This is a genomic window from Thiohalobacter sp. IOR34, assembly GCF_030406045.1.
GTDB lineage: Bacteria > Pseudomonadota > Gammaproteobacteria > Thiohalobacterales > Thiohalobacteraceae.
Genome location: NZ_CP128988.1, coordinates 1,803,035 through 1,822,272, shown reverse-complemented (window position 1 = coordinate 1,822,272; position 19,238 = coordinate 1,803,035). Strand labels below are relative to the sequence as shown.

The 19,238-nt window shown below is 67.1% G+C and carries 16 protein-coding genes and 1 pseudogene; 15 read left to right on the top strand and 2 right to left on the bottom strand.

What is annotated here, in order from left to right; translation table 11 throughout:
* Positions 1-7 precede the first annotated feature (7 nt).
* On the top strand, positions 8-1,141 hold the full coding sequence (locus QVG61_RS08365; RefSeq protein ID WP_289930180.1) for an MFS transporter: 1,134 nt from the start codon (positions 8-10) through the stop codon (positions 1,139-1,141).
* Positions 1,142-1,154: 13 nt separating this feature from the next.
* Here QVG61_RS08365 and QVG61_RS08360 read toward each other — a convergent pair whose 3' ends face one another.
* Together QVG61_RS08360 and QVG61_RS08355 are read right to left on the bottom strand one after the other, a co-directional pair.
* Positions 1,155-1,970: an SGNH/GDSL hydrolase family protein gene (locus QVG61_RS08360; RefSeq protein ID WP_289930179.1), complete on the bottom strand. Its 816-nt coding sequence runs from the start codon at positions 1,968-1,970 to the stop codon at positions 1,155-1,157.
* 148 nt (positions 1,971-2,118) lie between these two features.
* Positions 2,119-2,988: a LysR family transcriptional regulator gene (locus tag QVG61_RS08355; RefSeq protein WP_289930178.1), complete on the bottom strand. Its 870-nt coding sequence runs from the start codon at positions 2,986-2,988 to the stop codon at positions 2,119-2,121.
* A 111-nt stretch (positions 2,989-3,099) separates the two neighbouring features.
* On the opposite strand from QVG61_RS08355, the gene leuC reads away from it, so the two are divergent.
* The 14 genes and pseudogenes from leuC to purF all read left to right on the top strand — a co-directional run bounded on the left by leuC (position 3,100) and on the right by purF (position 19,217).
* Positions 3,100-4,503 (top strand): 3-isopropylmalate dehydratase large subunit, encoded by a 1,404-nt coding sequence (gene leuC / locus QVG61_RS08350; RefSeq protein ID WP_289930177.1) that lies wholly within the window; start codon positions 3,100-3,102, stop codon positions 4,501-4,503.
* Between the two features lie 160 nt (positions 4,504-4,663).
* Positions 4,664-5,308 (top strand): 3-isopropylmalate dehydratase small subunit, encoded by a 645-nt coding sequence (gene leuD, locus QVG61_RS08345; protein ID WP_289930176.1) that lies wholly within the window; start codon positions 4,664-4,666, stop codon positions 5,306-5,308.
* A gap of 145 nt (positions 5,309-5,453) precedes the next feature.
* On the top strand, positions 5,454-6,542 hold the full coding sequence (gene leuB / locus QVG61_RS08340) for a 3-isopropylmalate dehydrogenase (RefSeq protein ID WP_354671155.1): 1,089 nt from the start codon (positions 5,454-5,456) through the stop codon (positions 6,540-6,542).
* Positions 6,543-6,675: 133 nt separating this feature from the next.
* Positions 6,676-7,698 carry an aspartate-semialdehyde dehydrogenase gene (locus QVG61_RS08335; protein WP_289930174.1) on the top strand — a complete coding sequence of 341 codons (1,023 nt, stop codon included), beginning with the start codon at positions 6,676-6,678 and terminating at the stop codon, positions 7,696-7,698.
* A gap of 129 nt (positions 7,699-7,827) precedes the next feature.
* A complete protein-coding gene (locus QVG61_RS08330; RefSeq protein WP_289930173.1) occupies positions 7,828-10,194 on the top strand; it encodes a FimV/HubP family polar landmark protein in 2,367 nt (788 codons plus the stop codon).
* Positions 10,195-10,278: 84 nt separating this feature from the next.
* Positions 10,279-11,058, top strand: a complete 780-nt coding sequence (gene truA, locus QVG61_RS08325) for a tRNA pseudouridine(38-40) synthase TruA (protein WP_289930172.1) — start codon at positions 10,279-10,281, stop codon at positions 11,056-11,058.
* Positions 11,059-11,119: 61 nt separating this feature from the next.
* Positions 11,120-11,782 (top strand): phosphoribosylanthranilate isomerase, encoded by a 663-nt coding sequence (locus tag QVG61_RS08320; protein WP_354671154.1) that lies wholly within the window; start codon positions 11,120-11,122, stop codon positions 11,780-11,782.
* Positions 11,783-11,801: 19 nt separating this feature from the next.
* Positions 11,802-12,986 carry a tryptophan synthase subunit beta gene (trpB, locus tag QVG61_RS08315; RefSeq protein ID WP_289932749.1) on the top strand — a complete coding sequence of 395 codons (1,185 nt, stop codon included), beginning with the start codon at positions 11,802-11,804 and terminating at the stop codon, positions 12,984-12,986.
* Positions 12,983-13,813: a tryptophan synthase subunit alpha gene (gene trpA, locus QVG61_RS08310; RefSeq protein ID WP_289930171.1), complete on the top strand. Its 831-nt coding sequence runs from the start codon at positions 12,983-12,985 to the stop codon at positions 13,811-13,813. Before trpB ends, trpA begins: the two co-directional genes overlap by 4 nt.
* Before the next feature lie 20 nt (positions 13,814-13,833).
* Positions 13,834-14,688: pseudogene (accD, locus tag QVG61_RS08305) on the top strand (acetyl-CoA carboxylase, carboxyltransferase subunit beta); the annotation flags it as partial.
* Between the two features lie 218 nt (positions 14,689-14,906).
* On the top strand, positions 14,907-16,163 hold the full coding sequence (gene folC / locus QVG61_RS08300) for a bifunctional tetrahydrofolate synthase/dihydrofolate synthase (protein ID WP_289930170.1): 1,257 nt from the start codon (positions 14,907-14,909) through the stop codon (positions 16,161-16,163).
* Between the two features lie 189 nt (positions 16,164-16,352).
* Positions 16,353-16,946, top strand: coding sequence for an SPOR domain-containing protein (locus tag QVG61_RS08295; RefSeq protein WP_289930169.1), 594 nt, complete (start codon positions 16,353-16,355; stop codon positions 16,944-16,946).
* Positions 16,947-17,040: 94 nt separating this feature from the next.
* Entirely contained in the window at positions 17,041-17,532 is a 492-nt protein-coding gene (locus tag QVG61_RS08290; protein WP_289930168.1) for a CvpA family protein, read from the top strand.
* Positions 17,533-17,702: 170 nt separating this feature from the next.
* On the top strand, positions 17,703-19,217 hold the full coding sequence (gene purF / locus QVG61_RS08285) for an amidophosphoribosyltransferase (RefSeq protein WP_289930167.1): 1,515 nt from the start codon (positions 17,703-17,705) through the stop codon (positions 19,215-19,217).
* Positions 19,218-19,238: the final 21 nt, after the last annotated feature.

Here is a 19,238-nt window from a genome sequence, read left to right as displayed (position 1 = left end):
CCGGGCGATGCCCCCGTACTGGCGCCTGTCCGGCTTCTACTTCTTCTACTTCGCCAGTCTTGGCGCCCTGGTCCCCTACTGGAGCCTGTATCTCAAGGCGCTGGGTTTCGGCGGCGCCGAGATCGGCGAGCTGATCGCCATCCTCATGGCCACCAAACTGGTGGCGCCCAACGTCTGGGGCTGGATCGCCGACCACAGCGGCCGGCGCATGGCCATCATCCGCAGCGCCTCGCTGCTCTCGGTGCTGGCCTTCGCCGCGGTGTTCTGGAGCCACGGCTACTGGCCACTGGCCCTGGTGATGGCCGGGTTCAGCTTCTTCTGGAATGCCTCGCTGCCACAGTTCGAGGCGGTCACCCTCAGTCATCTGGGTAGCTCCACCCACCGTTACAGCAGCATCCGTCTGTGGGGATCCATCGGTTTTATCCTCGCCGTCGCCGGCCTGGGACCGCTGCTCGATCGCTTCGGCGCCGGGCTGCTGCCCGGGGTGCTGCTCGGCCTGTTCGCCGCCATCTGGGTGGCGAGCCTTGGCGTGCCCGAGGCACCGACGGCCGTCCATCACCGCGAGCACGAACCGCTGCGCCGGGTGCTGCGCCGGCGTGAGGTGTGGGTGCTGCTGCTGGTGTGCTTCCTGATGCAGGCCAGCCACGGTCCCTACTACACCTTCTATACCCTGTACATGGAGGAGGCCGGCTATTCACGGGGCCAGATCGGCCAGCTCTGGGCGCTGGGGGTGATCGCCGAGATCGGCGTTTTTCTGGTCATGCACCGCTGGCTGCCGCGCTTCGGCGCCCGCCGGCTGTTGTTGAGCAGTCTGCTGTTGACCACCCTGCGCTGGCTGCTGATCGGCGCCTTTCCTGACCGGTTGCCGCTGGTGCTGCTGGCCCAGAGCCTGCACGCCGCGAGTTTCGGCATCTACCACGCGGTGGCCATCCACCTGGTGCACCGGCTGTTCGTGGGCCGCAATCAGGGACGTGGCCAGGCGCTCTATTCCAGCCTCAGCTTCGGTGCCGGCGGGGCTGCGGGCAGCCTGGCCGCCGGCTACGTCTGGGCCGGTGTCGGCCACGCCGCCACCTACTATGCCGCCGCCCTGCTCAGCGGCGCCGCCCTGTTGCTTGCCTGGCGGGGACGCCTCTCGGACTGAGTGCGGTTGCCGCTCAGGCCGCCGTCCGGCGGCGGCCGACCAGGGCCAGAGCGGCCAGGCCGCTCCACCAGAGCAGGGCGCTGGCAGGCAGCGGGACCACGGCCGCGTACATGGCGTCGCCGATGAGTTGGTGGCCGCGGCTGGTGGGATGCACCTCGTCGTAGAACAGGTAACCGGTGCACGCCGGATCCATGCTGTCGTCGACGCAGCTGCCGGTGACATTGCTGAGGCCGTAGCTGGCGGGGTCGGCGACGACCATGTTCAGCAGGCTGTAGACGTCGAGATCGAGGGTTCCATAGCCAGCCAGGGCACTGGCCAGTGAGGCGTTGAAGGTCTGACTGACGGCCCGCGCCTGGTCCACGATCCCCAGTGAGATGGCGGCGGGGGTGAGGCCCAGATCGGGCAGATTGGGAACCAGGATGCTGCTGGCTCCGGCACTGGCCAGCAAACCGACGGCGTTGGCCAGATTGGTGGTGGCGGTGCCGATGACGGCATAGGGATCCAGGGGGTTGTTGAAGATGTCCATGGCCCCGCCCCAGATGACATAGAGCGCCCCGGGGTCGACGCTGTAGGCGGCTTCGTAGCTGCTGACCTGGTTGAGGATGTCGGCACTGTCTGCTCCCGACAGCGCGTAGTTCTTGGCCGGGTCGTAGCTGAGCCCCAGGCGGGGAGCGAGGTATTCCACCCACATGTCGCCGTTGGTGACCCGCGTCGCGGTGTCGGACAGGCTGTCGCCGAAGACGTAGATGTCGCTGTAGGGCTGCACGATCACGGCCGTGGCGGGGATGCTGAAGCACAGCAGTACGATGGCGAACCAGATTCCTCTCATGACACGTCCTCCCTGCAATGGATGTCGATGAGAGCACCCTGCCACAGCCTGGGTCGGGTTGCATTGATGGGGGTCAGTCGCGGTCTGAAAAAGCGGGTGACGGGAACCGGAACCCGTTCGCCTCCCCTACGCGAAACCGATCCATTGGTCATGCCTCCTCTCGAAGGAGGTCAAGCAGTCGCTGGGCGGCGTTGGACAGGGTGCGCTGGCGGTGACGGACCACCCCCAGGGTGCGTTGCAGCGAGAGGCCGGTGACCGGGATGGCGCGGATCTGGCCGTCGAGCATGGTGCGTGGCAGCAGGCTCCAGCCCAGGCCGACCGAGACCAGCATCTTGATGGTTTCGAGATAGTTGGTGGCCAGTCCGAGGCGCAGATCCAGGCCCAGCGGCCGCAGGGCCTGTTCCGCGATCTGCCGGGTATAGGTGCTCTCTGCCGGCAGGATGGCCGGGTACTCGGCGAGTTGCGCGGGGCGGATGCGCCTGCGCCGCGCCAGCGGGTGATCCGGTGCGGTCACCACGCTCAGGGGGTCCGGCCAGACCGCGATCCGTTCCAGGGATGGGCCGGCAGACGGCGGCAGGGTGACGATGGCGAGTTCCAGTTCGCCCCGTTCCACGGCGCGGCAGGCGGCCTCCGAGTCCATGAACCGCAGGTCAAGTTCGACCTCCGGAAAGTGGCCGGTATAGCGCCGCAGCACCGGCGGCAGGCGGTGCAGGCCGATGTGATGGCTGGTGCCGACCCGCAGTACACCGCCGACCCGGCCGGACAGATTGGACAGGGCGCGCCGGCTGTCCTCCATTTCGGCCAGGATACGCCGGGCCCGCGGCAGCAGGGCCTGGCCGGCCTCGGTCAGGCCCACCCGGCGGCCGATGCGGTCGAACAGGGCGCAGCCCAGCGAGGTTTCCAGCGATGCGACCCGCTTGGACACGGCAGGCTGGGTGAGGTGAAGCTGGCTGGCGGCGGTGGAGAAGCTGCCTTCCTCGGCGACGGCCACGAAGGCCCTGAGACTGTTCAGATCCACGATTGCTGCAACATTCAGTTATTCCATATAGGAATATATTACATGAAAAATATGAATTAGAGTTATTTATTGCGAGTGTCTAGACTGTCCCGGAACGGAGAGAGGAATGCCATGGTTGCCAAGACACTCTACGACAAGCTCTGGGACGCGCACCTGGTGCGCATGGACGAGGACGGCACTGGTCTGCTGTACATCGATCGTCACCTGGTCCACGAGGTGACCTCGCCGCAGGCCTTCGAGGGGCTGCGCCTGGCCGGACGCAAGCCCTGGCGTACCTCTTCGGTGCTGGCCGTGCCCGACCACAACGTGCCGACGACCGACCGCGCCCAGGGGATCGCCGATCCGGTGTCGCGGATCCAGGTGGAGACCCTGGACGCCAACTGTCGCGATTTCGGCATCACCGAGTTCACCATGGACGATCCACGCCAGGGCATCGTGCACGTCATCGGTCCGGAACAGGGCGCGACCCTGCCCGGCATGACCGTGGTCTGCGGCGATTCGCATACCTCCACCCACGGCGCCTTCGGTGCCCTGGCCTTCGGCATCGGCACCTCCGAAGTGGAGCATGTGCTGGCCACCCAGTGCCTGATCCAGAAGAAGTCGAAGAACATGCTGGTGCGTGTCGATGGCGCGCTTCCGGCCGGGGTCACCGCCAAGGATATCGTGCTCGCCATCATCGCCGAGATCGGCACCGCCGGCGGCACCGGTCATGCCATCGAATTCGGTGGCGAGGCGATCCGCGGCCTGTCCATGGAGGGGCGGATGACGGTCTGCAACATGGCCATCGAGGCCGGTGCCCGGGCCGGCATGGTGGCGGTGGACGACACCACCATCGAGTATGTCCGCGGCCGGCCTTTCGCCCCGCAGGGCGAGCTGTGGGAACGCGCCGTCGCCGCCTGGCGCGGGCTGGTGTCGGACCCGGATGCCGAGTTCGACCGGGTGGTGACCCTGGATGCCTCGGCATTGAAGCCGCAGGTCACCTGGGGCACCTCGCCGGAGATGGTGATCCCCGTCGATGCGCGTATCCCCGACCCGGCCGCGGAAGCGGATCCGGTCAAGGCCGCCGGCATGCGCAAGGCGCTCGACTACATGGGGCTGGAGGCCGGCACGCCGATCTGCGAGGTGGCAGTGGACAAGGTGTTCATCGGTTCCTGCACCAATTCGCGCATCGAGGATCTGCGCGCGGCGGCCGGGGTGGTCCGGGGGCGGCGCAAGGCGGACAATGTCAGGCAGGTGCTGGTGGTGCCGGGTTCCGGTCTGGTCAAGCAGCAGGCCGAGGCCGAGGGACTGCACGAGATCTTCCTCGCCGCCGGCTTCGAGTGGCGCGAGCCCGGCTGCTCCATGTGCCTGGCGATGAACGCCGACCGCCTGGAGCCGGGGGAGCGCTGTGCCTCCACCTCGAACCGCAACTTCGAGGGTCGCCAGGGGCAGGGCGGACGCACCCACCTGGTCAGCCCCGCCATGGCCGCTGCGGCTGCCATCGCTGGCCACTTCACCGACGTCCGCGATTTCTAATGGATAGCTACGAAATCCACGAAACCCACGAAAAGGGTTATTGAGGAATGAAATTGCCACGAAATCCACGAACGGTCCTTTTGCGGCGCGTGCTTCGCGCGGCGCCGGAAACACAAGGCATTTTTTTCGTGAGTTTCGTGGCTGTTCAAAGAGGACGGCCATGAAGAAATTCGAGACCTTTACGGGATTGGTGGCGCCGCTGGATCGGCCCAACGTCGATACCGATGCCATCATTCCCAAGCAGTTCCTGAAGTCCATCAAGCGCACCGGCTTCGGACCCAATCTGTTCGATGAGTGGCGCTACCTCGATCGCGGCGAACCTGGTGAGGACCACAGCCAGCGGCCGCTGAACCCCGATTTCGTACTCAACCAGCCGCGCTATCAGGGCGCCGAGATCCTGCTGGCGCGGGAGAACTTCGGCTGCGGCTCGTCACGCGAACACGCCGTCTGGGCGCTCACCGACTACGGCTTCCGGGTGGTGATCGCGCCGAGCTTCGCCGACATCTTCTACAACAACAGCTTCAAGAACGGCCTGCTGCCCATCGCCCTGGATGCAGAGACCGTGGACCGGCTGTTCCGCGAGACGGAGGCGACCGAAGGCTACCGCCTCACCGTGGACCTGGAGCACCAGCGGATCACCACCCCCGGCGGCGAGAACATTTCCTTCGAGATCGATCCCTTCCGCAAGCATTGTTTGCTGGAGGGGCTGGACGACATCGGCCTGACCCTGCAGCATGCGGACGAGATCCGCGCCTACGAGGCCAGGCGCCGCGAAGAGGCCCCCTGGCTGTTTCAAGGCATTTGAAATGGATAGCCACGAAATCCACGAAACCCACGAACGATACTTTTGCGGCGCATGCGCTTCACGCGGCGCCGTACACACAAGGCATTTTCGTGGATTTCGTGGCCATTGATTATTCCCGTGTTTTCCGTGGTCATAACAAACTGGAATGACAGAGATGAAGAAGATATTGGTGTTGCCGGGTGACGGCATCGGCCCGGAGATCGTGGCCGAGGCATTGAAGGTGCTGGACTGCCTGAAGTCCGATTTCGGTCTCGAGGTCGAGACCGAGCAGGGGCTGGTCGGCGGCGCGGCCTACGACGAGACCGGCCAGCCGTTGCCGGAGGAGACCCTGGAACGGGCGCGCGCGGCGGATGCGGTACTGCTCGGTGCGGTGGGTGGCCACAAGTGGGAATCGCTGGACATCGCGGTGCGCCCCGAGAAGGGCTTGCTGGGCCTGCGCGCCGGGCTCAACCTGTTTGCCAACCTGCGCCCGGCCATCCTCTATCCGCAACTGGCCGAGGCCTCGACCCTCAAGCCGGAGGTGGTCGCGGGGCTGGACATCATGATCGTGCGCGAGCTGACCGGCGGCATCTACTTCGGTCAGCCGCGCGGGGTGCGCACCCTGGAGGACGGCGAGCGCGAGGGCTTCAATACCCTGGTCTACCGGGAATCGGAGATCCGCCGCATCGGCAAGGTGGCCTTCGAGATCGCCGCCAAGCGGGATGGCCGGGTCTGCTCGGTGGACAAGGCCAATGTCCTGGAGTGCACCGAGCTGTGGCGTGAAGTGATGACCGACCTGGGTCGCCATCATCCGGACGTCGAGCTGTCGCACATGTACGTCGACAACGCCGCCATGCAGCTGGTGCGGGCCCCCAAGCAGTTCGACGTCATGGTCACCACCAATATGTTCGGCGACATCCTCTCCGATGCGGCCGCCATGCTCACCGGTTCCATCGGCATGCTGCCTTCGGCCTCGCTCAACGAGAACGGCCAGGGCATGTACGAGCCGATCCATGGTTCGGCGCCGGATATCGCCGGCCAGGGCGTGGCCAACCCGCTGGCCACCATTCTCTCGGTGGCGATGATGCTGCGCTACAGTTTCGATCAAGGTGCGCTGGCCGACCGGATCGAAACTGCGGTAGGGGCGGTGCTCGATCAGGGCCTGCGCACCCCGGACATCATGCAGGACGGCAAGCGCCAGGTCGGCACCGCCGAGATGGGTGACGCTGTGGTAGCGGCCTTGGGATCGGACTGAGAACGGGAATGGCCGCGAAACCCACGAAAATTTTTTTGGAGCCGCGCACGAAGCGCGGGCTCCGAAAATAAGGATCCCTTTTCGTGGATTTCGCGGGTTTCGTGGCCATTAGCCAAATAGCAGGAGTTGAGAGATGAGCAAGACGTTTGATGTGGCGGTGGTGGGTGCCACCGGGGCGGTGGGCGAGACCATGCTGGAGATCCTCGCCGAGCGCAAGTTCCCGGTGGGCGAGGTCCATGCGCTGGCCAGCAGCCGTTCCGCCGGCAAGCAGGTCAAGTTCGGCGACCGTATGCTGGTGGTCGAGGACCTGGAGAAGTTCGATTTTTCCAGGGCGCAGGTCGGGCTGTTCTCGCCCGGTGCCTCGGTGTCCAAGGTCTATGCCCCCAGGGCGGCCGAGGCGGGCTGCGTGGTGATCGACAACACCTCGCAGTTCCGCTATGACGACGACATCCCGCTGGTGGTGCCCGAGGTCAATCCGCAGGCCATCGCCGACTACACGAACCGCGGCATCATCGCCAACCCCAACTGTTCCACCATCCAGATGCTGGTGGCCCTGAAGCCGTTGCACGATGCGGCCGGCATCGAACGCATCAACGTCTGCACCTACCAGGCGGTGTCCGGCACCGGCAAGGAGGCGATCGAGGAGCTGGCCGGGCAGAGCGCCCGGCTGCTCAACGGCCAGCCGGTCGAGTGCAAGGTCTACCCCAAGCAGATCGCCTTCAACTGCCTGCCGCACATCGACGTCTTTCTGGACAACGGCTACACCAAGGAAGAGATGAAGATGGTCTGGGAGACGCGCAAGATCATGGGTGACGCGTCCATCCAGGTGAATCCCACCGCGGTGCGGGTGCCGGTGTTCTACGGTCATTCCGAGGCGGTGCACATCGAGACCCGTGACAAGCTCAGCGCCGAGCAGGCCCGCGAGCTGCTGGCCAAGGCACCCGGTGTGGTGGTGCTGGACGAGCGGGAGGACGGCGGCTATCCGACGGCAGTGACCGAAGGTGCGAACCACGACCCGGTTTACGTCGGCCGGATCCGCGAGGATATCTCCCATCCGCGCGGTTTAGATTTGTGGGTGGTCGCCGATAATGTGCGGAAGGGAGCGGCGCTGAACAGCATCCAGATTGCTGAGATATTGGTCAAAGACTATTTGTGAGCTATAGTTGACCGGAGCCGCTTGGGGAATTTTTCAGTAAGAACGTTTAGTTGCACGACTAATCTCATCACGACCACAGCTTTGTGGCCCGCACCGGGACGCGGGTCATCGGCCATAAGAGGATGCAACATGGTTAGGAAAACGGCCCTGGTCACGGCCATGCTGGGCGCCTTCACCAGTCAGAGCTACGCGCTGGGCCTGGGTGAAATCGATCTCCATTCCGCACTCAATCAACCTTTCGATGCCGACATCGAGGTGCTGGAGGCGACCCCCAAGGAGCTTGCCGAGCTGCGCGTCGGTCTGGCTTCCAGCGAGGCCTATACCCGGACCGGCCTGGAGCGCATCTATCTGCATACCAAGCTGCGCTTCAGTGTCGAGCGGCGCAAGGACGGCACGGCGGTGGTCCATGTGTCCAGCCGCGAGCCGATTCGCGAACCCTTTCTGGATTTCCTCATCGAGGCGAGCTGGGGCTCCGGCCAGGTGGTCCGCGAGTACACGGTGCTCATCGACCCCCCGGTGCTGATGCCTGCGCCGGCGCCGGCGACGCAGGCAGCGACTGTCACGGCGGTCCCTGAGGCGAAGCCGCGCGCTGCGGCGCCGGCACCCCGTCCGCTTACTGCCCCGCGGCCGGCGGCACCGCGTGTCGCCTCCCCCGGCGAGTACGGACCCACGCAACGCAACGATACCCTGTGGAAGGTCGCCGAACGGCTCCGTCCCGATAGCGGCGTCAGTATGGAGCAGGTGATGCTGGCCCTGCTGGAGGCCAATCCCGAGGCCTTCTACGACAACAACATCAACAACCTCAAGGCCGGCTATGTGCTGCGCGTCCCCAGCCGTGAGGAGATGACCGCCATCAGCCGCGCCGAGGCGCGGCGCGAGGTGCAGCGCCAGTACCGTGAATGGCGGGAACGGCGCAGCGGCGCATCACGCAGCGGTAGCGTGAAGCGTGATTCCGCTGCCGAGACGGTGCCCGGCCCGGCCGAGGGTCCGGCCACGGAGGCCGAGGCTGCCACCGAGCCGGCCGCCGACGAGGCCCAGCTCAAGCTGGTCGCTCCGGATACCGCCAGTGCCGAGGGCGGCGCCGCTGCCGCGGGCGAGGCCGAGGGTGACAGCGCCTCGCTGGAAGGGGTGAGGCAGGAACTGGCCCTGGCCGTCGAGGCCGTCGAGGCCCAGCGCCAGCAGAATCAGGAACTGAACGAACGCCTGAGCCGCCTCGAGGAACAGATCAGTCAGCTGCACCGCCTGATCCAGCTCAAGGACAGCGAACTGGCCAGCCTGCAGGCCAAGGCGAACGCGTCCCAGGCACCCGCTGCCACGGCCTCCGCCCCCGGCCAGACCCAGGTCGCGGCCCGGTCGCCCGCTGCCGAGGACGACAGCCTGAGCGGCCTGTTGCGCAATCCACTGGTGCAGGCCGCGGGCGCAGGCGTGCTGGTGCTGTTCGGGCTCTTCGCCTGGCTCGGTGCCCGGCGTCGGCGCATGGAGGGGGGTGACTTCCAGGAAAGCATCCTGGAGGGCGCGACCACGGCCGCGGCCGGCGGTGCCAGCGCCGCTGCGGCTGCCCAGCCTGCCGCCCCCGAACCGGCCGAACCGGCGGCGCCGGCCGAGGCCCCGGCTGCGGAGGCCGCTGCCCCCGCGGGTCCGCAGACCGATTCCTCGCTGTTCACGGATTTCGCCGTCAGCGACATGGGTGCCATCCAGAACGAGGCCGAGGCCGATCCGCTGGCCGAGGCCGATGTCTACCTTGCCTATGGCCGCTATCAGCAGGCCGAGGAACTGGTCAAGGCGGCGATCGAGAAGTCGCCGGATCAGAGCGAGCTGTACTTCAAGCTGCTGGAGATCTACTACGCAGCCAGGAACACGACGGCCTTCGACGTCGAGGCCGAGGCCCTGCTGGCCCGGCTGGGTGGCGCCGACGATCCCATGTGGGAACGGGTGGCGGAGATGGGCCGCGAGCTCAATCCCGCCAATCCCCTCTACGCTGGCGGCCAGCCGGCCGCGGCGCCCGCGGTGGAGGCCGGTGCCGGCCAGGAGCCGGAGACCCTGGTCGACGAGCTGGAAGGGACGCTCGATTTCAGCGGCGAGCCGACTGCGGCCGAGCCGCCTGCCGAGCCTGTGGCCGAGGCCGACAGCACCCTGGCCGAGGAGATCGAGTCCAACAGCCTCGATTTCGATCTGGGTGACATCCAGGTCCCCGGCGGCGGCGAGAGCGAGGACGAGAGCCGGAGCGAGGCGCCGGCGGCGGAAGCCGAACAGGGCCTCGATTTCGATCTCACCGGACCGGTCAGCGAGGAGACGGTGCCCGAGGCGACCGAGGAGCTGGAGGAAGAGGGCGTGCTGGCGGCCAGCGACGAGGTCGCCACCAAGCTGGATCTGGCCCGCGCCTATGCCGAGATGGGCGATCCCGAGGGCGCCCGCAGTATCCTCGAGGAGGTGCTGGGCGAGGGCAACGAGGCCCAGAAGGCCGAGGCCGAGTCCCTGATCAAGCAGTTGTCCTGAGTGGCGGGACAGGGGCCCCGGGACACGCCGTGTCCCGGGGCCTTTTCGTTTCCGGCCCGGAATCGAGAATGAGGTGAAAGAGCGGTGCGCATCGCCCTGGGGATCGAGTACGACGGCAGCGGTTACTGCGGCTGGCAGCGTCAGAAGCACGCACCCAGTGTCCAGGAGGTGGTCGAACAGGCCCTGTCCCGGGTCGCTGACCATCCCGTGGAGGTGACCTGTGCCGGGCGGACCGATACCGGGGTGCATGCCACGGCGCAGGTGGCGCATTTCGATACCGAGGCAGTGCGTGAACTCCACTCCTGGCTGCTGGGCGGCAACAGCAACCTGCCGCCCGCTGTCAGCATCACCTGGGTGAAGGCCGTGGCCGCGGATTTCCACGCCCGCTTCAGCGCCCGGGGCCGGCAGTACCGCTATGTGATCCTCAACCGGCTGGCGCGTCCGGCCCTGCTGCACCAGCGGGTCTGCTGGGAACACCGGCCGCTGGACGTGGCGGCGATGCAGGCCGCGGCCCGGGCGCTGCTCGGCGAACACGATTTCTCCGCCTTCCGTGCCGTCGGCTGCCAGGCCCGCCATGCGGTGCGCACCCTGCACCGGCTGGAACTCGCCCGCAGCGGCGATTTCATCTATCTGGACATCGAGGCCAACGCCTTTCTGCATCACATGGTGCGCAACATCGCCGGCACCCTGATGGCGGTGGGGCGCGGCGACCGGCCGGTGGACTGGGTGGCCGAGGTCCTGGCCGGCCGCGACCGGACCCTGGGCGGGGTCACCGCGCCGGCCGCCGGGCTGTATTTCGTGCATGTCCACTATCCCGAGGACTATGGCCTGGCGTTGGCGCCGCGGTTGCCGCTGTTCGGCTGAGGATGGCCGCAGTAGTGCCGAACCGCCGGCGGTGGCAGAATAGGCGTCTTGTCGCAACCCCATGAATCTTCCCGCTGGTGGCCTGCCCATGCGCGTGCGCGTTAAAATCTGCGGAATCACCCGCCCGGAGGATGCACGGGCCGCGGCCGAGGCCGGGGCCGATGCCCTCGGCCTGGTGTTCTATGCCAGGAGCCCGCGGGCAGTGACCGCGGAGCAGGCGGCCGCGCTCTGCGCCGGGCTGCCGCCCTTCGTCACCAGCGTCGGCCTGTTCGTGGATCCGGCCGCCGAGGAGGTGCGCAGGGTGCTGGAAGGAGTGCCGCTGGATCTGCTGCAGTTCCACGGCGACGAGCCGGCGGATTTCTGCCGCCAGTTCGGCCGGCCCTACCTGAAGGCCCTGGCGATGCGTCCGGACGTCGATATCGCCGCGCGGGTGGCGGACTATCCGGATGCCGCCGGCATCCTGCTCGATGCCTGGCACCCGGCCGTGCCGGGCGGCAGCGGCGAGACCTTCGACTGGGACCGTATCCCGCGCGAGCTGGCGAAACCGGTGGTCCTGGCCGGCGGCCTGCATCCGGGGAATGTCGCCGAGGCCATCGAACGCACCCGCCCCTGGGCCGTCGACGTCAGCAGCGGTGTCGAGGCGGACAAGGGCATCAAGGACCCGGCGCTGATCCGGGCCTTCATACGAGGAGTCAACAGTGTCCACAGCCAGTCAGGCGACTGAGTCGCACGACCTTACCCACATGCCCGATGCCAACGGGCATTTCGGTCCCTACGGCGGCCGTTTCGTCGCCGAGACCCTGATGGAGCCCATCGAGGAACTGCGCCAGGCCTACGAGAGACTGAAGAACGACCCGGACTTCCAGGTCGAGCTGGACCGGGATCTGGCCCAGTACGTCGGCCGGCCCTCGCCGCTCTACCATGCCGAGCGCTGGAGCCGCGAACTCGGCGGTGCGCAGATCTACCTCAAGCGCGAGGACCTGAACCACACCGGTGCGCACAAGATCAACAACACCGTCGGTCAGGCGTTGCTGGCCCGGCACATGGGCAAGACCCGCGTCATCGGCGAGACCGGCGCCGGTCAGCACGGCGTGGCCACCGCTACGGTGGCGGCGCGGCTCGGCATGGAGTGCGTCATCTACATGGGCGCCGAGGACATCCGCCGCCAGGCCATCAACGTCTACCGCATGCGCTTGCTGGGTGCCGAGGTGGTCAGTGTCGAATCCGGCTCCAGGACGCTGAAGGACGCGCTGAACGAAGCGATGCGCGACTGGGTGACCAACGTCGACAACACCTTCTACATCATCGGCACGGTCGCCGGCCCGCACCCCTATCCGGCCATGGTGCGCGACTTCCAGGCGGTGATCGGCCGCGAGGCGCGCTCACAGATCCTGGAACAGGCGGGCCGGCTGCCGGATGCGCTCATCGCCTGCGTCGGCGGTGGTTCCAACGCCATCGGGCTGTTCCATCCCTTCCTCGAAGACCGCGAGGTCGCCATGTACGGCGTCGAGGGCGGCGGCCACGGCATCGCGTCGGGCCAGCACGCCGCGCCGCTGTGCGCCGGCCGGCCGGGGGTGCTGCACGGCAACCGCACCTACCTGATGGAGGACGCCGACGGCCAGATCATCGAGACCCATTCCATCTCCGCCGGGCTCGACTATCCCGGCGTCGGGCCGGAGCACGCCTGGCTGAAGGACATCGGCCGCGCCCAGTACGTCGCCATCACCGATGACGAGGCGCTGAAGGCCTTCCACGACCTGACCCGCATCGAGGGCATCATGCCGGCGCTGGAATCGAGCCACGCCCTGGCCTATGCCGCCAAGCTGGCGCCGACCATGGACAAGGACCGGATCCTCATCGTCAATCTCTCCGGCCGGGGTGACAAGGACATCCACACCGTGGCCGCACTGGAAGGAATCGAGGTATGAGCCGCATCGCCGCACGCTTCGAGGCCCTGAAACAGGCGGGGCGCAAGGCACTGGTGCCCTATGTGACCGCCGGCGATCCCGACCCCGGGGTGACGGTGCCGCTGATGCATGCCATGGTGGAGGCGGGCGCCGACATCATCGAGCTGGGCGTGCCCTTCTCCGATCCCATGGCCGACGGCCCGGTGATCCAGGCGGCCTGCGAGCGGGCCCTGCGGCATCATATGACGCTGCACGACGTGCTCGACATGGTGCGCGAGTTCCGCCGCCAGGACGAGCACACCCCGGTGCTGCTGATGGGCTATCTCAATCCCATCGAGGTGATGGGCTACGAGGCCTTCGCCAGCGCGGCGCGCGAGGCCGGCGTCGACGGTGCCCTGACCGTCGACCTGCCGCCGGAGGAGGCGGACGATCTGGTCAAGGCCCTGCGTGGCCAGGGATTGGACCCCATCTTCCTGATTGCACCGACCACCACCGACGAACGCATCAAGCGCATCGCCGACCATGCCAGCGGCTTCCTGTATTATGTCTCCTTCAAGGGCGTGACCGGAGCCAACCGGCTGGATGTCGCCGCCGTGGCCGACAAGCTGGCTCATATCCGCGCCGTGACCGATCTGCCGCTGGGTGTCGGCTTCGGCATTCGTGATGCCGAAGCCGCTGCCGCCGTGGCACAGGTCGCCGATGCCGTGGTGGTGGGCAGCGCCCTGGTGTCGCGGATCGCCGAACTGGCCGACCGGCCGGCGGCGATCAACGCCGCCGTGGCCGAGGTGCTGGCGGCGATGCGTGCGGCCATGGATGCCGTGCCGCAGGCCGCGGCCGGCGAGCTTTGAACCAACACGAGTGATGTGCCATGAGCTGGTTTGAAAAACTGATGCCCTCGCGGATCCGTACCGAGGGCGGCAGCAAGCGCAACGTGCCGGAGGGCCTGTGGACCAAGTGCGATGCCTGCGGTTCGGTGCTGTACCGCGCCGAGCTGGAGCGCAACCTGGAGGTCTGCCCCAAGTGCTCGCATCACATGCGCATTGGTGCCCGGCGCCGGCTGGAGGGCTTCCTCGACCCCGAGTCGCGCGAGGAACTGGCGGCCGAGGTCGAGCCGGTCGACATCCTCAAGTTCAAGGACAGCAAGAAATACAAGGACCGCCTGGCCCAGGCGCAGAAGAAGACCGGCGAGACCGATGCCCTGATCGTGATGCGCGGTCAGCTGCAGGGCATGCCGCTGGTCGCCTGCGCCTTCGAGTTCGCCTTCATGGGCGGCTCGATGGGCTCGGTGGTCGGCGAACGCTTCGTGCGTGCGGTCGGCATCTGCCTGGACAACAACCTGCCGCTGGTCTGCTTCTCGGCCAGTGGCGGTGCGCGCATGCAGGAGGCGCTGTTCTCGCTGATGCAGATGGCCAAGACCAGCGCCGCGCTGGCACGCATGAAGAAGGCCGGCCTGCCGTTCATCTCGGTGCTCACCGACCCGACCATGGGCGGTGTCTCCGCCAGCCTGGCGATGCTTGGCGACATCAACATCGCCGAGCCGAATGCCCTGATCGGCTTTGCCGGTCCGCGGGTCATCGAACAGACGGTGCGCGAGACCCTGCCGGAGGGCTTTCAGCGCAGCGAGTTTCTGCTCGAACACGGCACCGTCGACCTGATCGTCGACCGCCGCGAGATGCGCGAGCGCGTTGCCCGCCTGCTCGGCATCCTCACCCACCGTCCCGCAGCCTGAGCGCGCACCGGCCGGTGCCGCGGCCTGCTTCCCCGATGCGTTTTAGCCCGCATATTGCACGAAGGATTCGAGTTTCAGGGCAAAATGCGACGCCAGATTTGGTCTGAACTCGAACAGGCACAAACCGTAACAGGGCACAATTGCTCGCAGAAGGAATTACTGCCTTGATGAATACCGGAAAAATTACGCTTTCAAGGCCGCCTTCGTGCAATATGCGGGTTAGCACCCTCGCCGACTGGCTGGCCTGGCAGGAGACGCTGCACCCCAAGGCCATCGACCTCGGCCTGGAACGGGTCGGCGCGGTGGCGGAGATCCTCGGCGTGCGCCGCCCCGCGCCGCTGGTGATCAGCATCGCCGGCACCAACGGCAAGGGTTCCTCGCTCGCCCTGCTGGAGGCGATCCTCGAGGCTGCCGGTCTGCGGGTCGGTGCCTACAGCTCACCCCATCTGCTGCGCTACAACGAGCGTATCCGCCTTGCCGGCCGTGAGGTCGACGACGCTGGCCTGATCGAGTCCTTCGCCCGCATCGACCAGGCCCGGGGCGAGGTCTCGCTGTCCTATTTCGAGTTCGGCACCCTGGCTGCGCTGGACATCTTCCACCGCGAGAAGGTGGAGGTGGCGCTGCTCGAGGTCGGTCTCGGCGGCCGGCTGGACGCGGTCAATGTGGTCGATGCCGACTGTGCGTTGCTGACCACGATCGGCATCGACCACAGCGACTGGCTGGGAGACGACCGCGAGGCTATCGGCCGGGAGAAGGCCGGGATCTTCCGCCCGGCCGCGCCGGCGGTCTGTGCCGATCCGCAGCCACCGCAGTCGGTGCGCCGCCAGGCTGCCGCCATCGGTGCCGAATGGCATGCCCTGGGCGAGGATTTCGATTTCCGCCGGCAGGCGGGCGGCTGGGACTGGCAGGGACCGGACTGCGCCTGGCGCGATCTGCCGCTCCCGGCCCTGCCCGGCGAACATCAGCTGCGAAACGCGGCCGGGGCGCTGATGGTGCTGGCTGCCCTGCGGGATCGGTTGCCGGTCGAGGCTGCGGCGATCGAGCAGGGTCTGCGCCGGGTGCGGCTGGCCGGGCGTTTCCAGCGGCGGGAGGGAGCGGTGGAGCGCATCGTCGACGTGGCCCACAACCCGCAGGCGGCCGAGGCGCTGGCCGGCCTGCTGGCGCTGCGGCCGGTGGCGGGACGCACGCTCGGCGTGTGTGGCATGCTCGCCGACAAGGACGTGGAGGGCGTGGCCGGGGCCCTGGCAGGCCGGATCGACCGCTGGCTGCTGGGCAGTACCCCCGGTGCGCGGGGTCTGCCCGCCGCGCAGCTGGCCGGACGGCTGCAGGCGGCCGGCATCGAGGCCGAGGCGGTCGGCAGCGTCGCCCAGGCCTGGCGGACGGCGCTGGATGCGGCCCGGCCTGGCGACCGGGTGGTGGGTTTCGGTTCCTTTCACAGCGTGGCCGAGATCCTTGCCCTCGGCCTGTAAACACTGGGTTGCCGGACCAATGGAGTGCAGGAAGCGGAAGGCCATGCAAGGCCCGCGGAGCCGGGTTACACTTTGTGCCTGTTCGATTTCAGGCCGAATCGGGCCGCGCCTGCCGGATCCGCCCTGGGAATCGAATCCTTGGTGCAACAGGCGGGACAATCGAAGATCCTTCCACACAGGGCGGAGATCGTGGACAAGCAACTCAAGCAGCGCCTGGTCGGCGCCACCGTGCTGGTGGCCCTGGCGGTGATACTGGTGCCGATGTTCCTGGACGGGCGGCGTGACATGGGCACCCTGGGCAGCAACCTGCCGCCCCCGCCGCCGGAGGTGGTGCGCGACCGTGCCGAGCCGCTGATCCTGCCGCCGCCGGTGATGGAGAGTCCACAGCATCGGGTGGTGGAAACGCCGGAGGAAGAAGCGCCCGGTCAGCAGCAGACGACGCCGGCTCCGGCCGCCAGCGGCGACGAGGCGGCCGCCCCGGAGGCCGCGCAGACGCCGGCGCCGCCCGCCCGGGTGCAGACCTCACAACCCGCCGATCCCCGCCTCACCGGCTGGGTGGTGCAACTGGCAAGCTTCAGCAAGCAGGCCAATGCCCTGGCCCTGCGTGACCGGCTGCGCGCCAAGGGCTATGCCAGCTTCGTTGAACGGGCCGAGACCCCGAAGGGCATCCTCTACCGGGTCCGGGTCGGTCCCGAGCTGCAGCGGGAGAATGCCCAGCGTCTGCTCAGGCGGATCGAGAAGGAATTCAAACTCAAGGGACTGGTGAGCCGCTATCCCGGCTGAATCCAGCGTTCTGCGCCCCATGCTCCTCTGTTAGAATAGCGGCCATGCAATCGAGTCTCCCCACAGCGTCCGCCGAGGCGCGGCAGGCGGTTTCGTGAACTGGGCCGACTACAGCATCATCGCCATCATCGCGATCTCGGCCGTGCTCAGCCTGATGCGCGGCTTCGTCAAGGAATCCCTGTCGCTGCTGGCCTGGGTGGCCGCCTTCTGGGTGGCGCTGGGTTTTTCCGGGCAGCTGGCCGGCGTGCTGACGGACTGGATCAGCGTGCCCTCGGTGCGCGCCATCGTGGCCTTCGGTGTGCTGTTCGTGGCGGTGTTGCTGCTTGGCGGGCTGATCAATTTCCTGATCGGCCAGTTGGTGGAGAAGACCGGCCTGTCGGGGACCGACCGGCTGCTGGGCACGGTATTCGGTGTGGTGCGCGGCGTGCTGATCGTGGCCATCCTGGTGTTGCTGGCGGGGATGACGGTGGTGCCCCAGGACCCCTGGTGGCGCGACTCGCAGCTGCTGCCGCACTTCGAGGCCCTGGCCCTGTGGCTGCGCGATTTCCTGCCGTTGGACATCGCTGACAACATCAGGTTCGATTAGCCCGCATGATCGGAGTGCAGACTGACATACAAGGCCGGGAGGCCCGCAAATGGCTCCTCACGGCGGGGTACAGGTTGTGCCTATTCGATTTCAGGACGCATCTGGCTGCGCCCTGAGAATCGAATCCTTGGTGCAATATCCGGGCTAGTGCCTGGCGAGGTGGTTAGAACATGTGCGGAATAATCGGAATCGTGGCTCGCAGTCGGGTCAACCAGGCGCTCTACGACGGCCTCACCGTGCTGCAGCATCGTGGTCAGGATGCCGCCGGCATCATGACCTGCGAGGACCAGCGTCTCTACCTGCGCAAGGACAACGGTCTGGTGCGTGACGTCTTCCACACCCGCCACATGCTGCGTCTGGAGGGCACCCTGGGTATCGGCCACGTGCGCTATCCGACCGCGGGCTGCGAATCCAGTGCCGAGGCCCAGCCTTTCTACGTCAACTCGCCCTACGGCATCAGCCTGGCCCACAACGGCAACCTGACCAATGCCACCGAGCTGAAGATGGATCTGTTTCGCGAGGATCTGCGCCATATCAACACCGACTCCGACTCGGAGGTCCTGCTCAACGTCTTTGCCCATGAGCTGGGCCGCCAGGGCAAGCTGAGCATCGCCGAGGATGATATCTTCGCCGCCGTGGCCGGGGTGCACCGGCGCTGTCGCGGCGCCTATGCGGCAGTGGCCATGATCACCGGCTATGGTATCGTCGCCTTCCGCGATCCCTATGGTATCCGCCCGCTGGTGTTCGGCCGGCGCGAGACGCCGGCGGGCATGGAGTACATGGTCGCCTCGGAGAGCGTGGCGTTGGACGTGCTCGGCTACGAGCTGATCCGCGACGTGGAACCGGGCGAGGCCGTGGTCATCACCCTCGGCGGGGAGCTGCACGCCCGGCAGTGCGCGGAGGATCCCCAGTACTCACCCTGCATCTTCGAGTACGTCTATCTGGCCCGTCCCGATTCGATCATGGATGACGTCTCGGTGTACAAGGCACGGCTGCGCATGGGCGAGACCCTGGCCAGCAAGATCAGCCGCGAATGGCCGCAGCACGATATCGATGTGGTGATCCCGATACCGGACACCAGCCGTACCGCGGCCCTGCAGCTGGCCAATCTGCTCGGGGTGAAGTACCGCGAGGGCTTCATCAAGAACCGCTACATCGGCCGGACCTTCATCATGCCCGGCCAGCAGCAGCGCAAGAAGTCGGTGCGCCAGAAGCTGAACGCCATCGAGCTCGAATTCAAGGGCAAGCACGTGCTGCTGGTGGACGACTCCATCGTCCGCGGCACCACCTCCAAGCAGATCATCCAGATGGCGCGCGACGCGGGCGCGCGGCGCGTATCCTTCGCCTCGGCCGCCCCGCCGGTACGTTATCCCAACGTCTACGGTATCGACATGCCGACCCGCGAGGAACTGGTCGCCTACAACCGCAGCGTCGAGGAGGTGGCGCGGGAGATCGGCGCCGACCGGCTGATCTTCCAGGATCTCGACGACCTCGTGCAGGCCGTGCAGAAGGGCAATGCCCGCCTGAGCCGCTTCGACACCTCGGTGTTCAGCGGCGAGTACGTGACCGGTGACGTGGATGGCGAGTACCTGGAACATCTGCGCCAGCTGCGCAACGACTCCGTCAAGCAGGCGCGCCGCGAGGCCGATGCCGAGGGGGTCATCGAGATGCACAACTCGCCCTGATGCCGGACGCCGTTCCCCCTC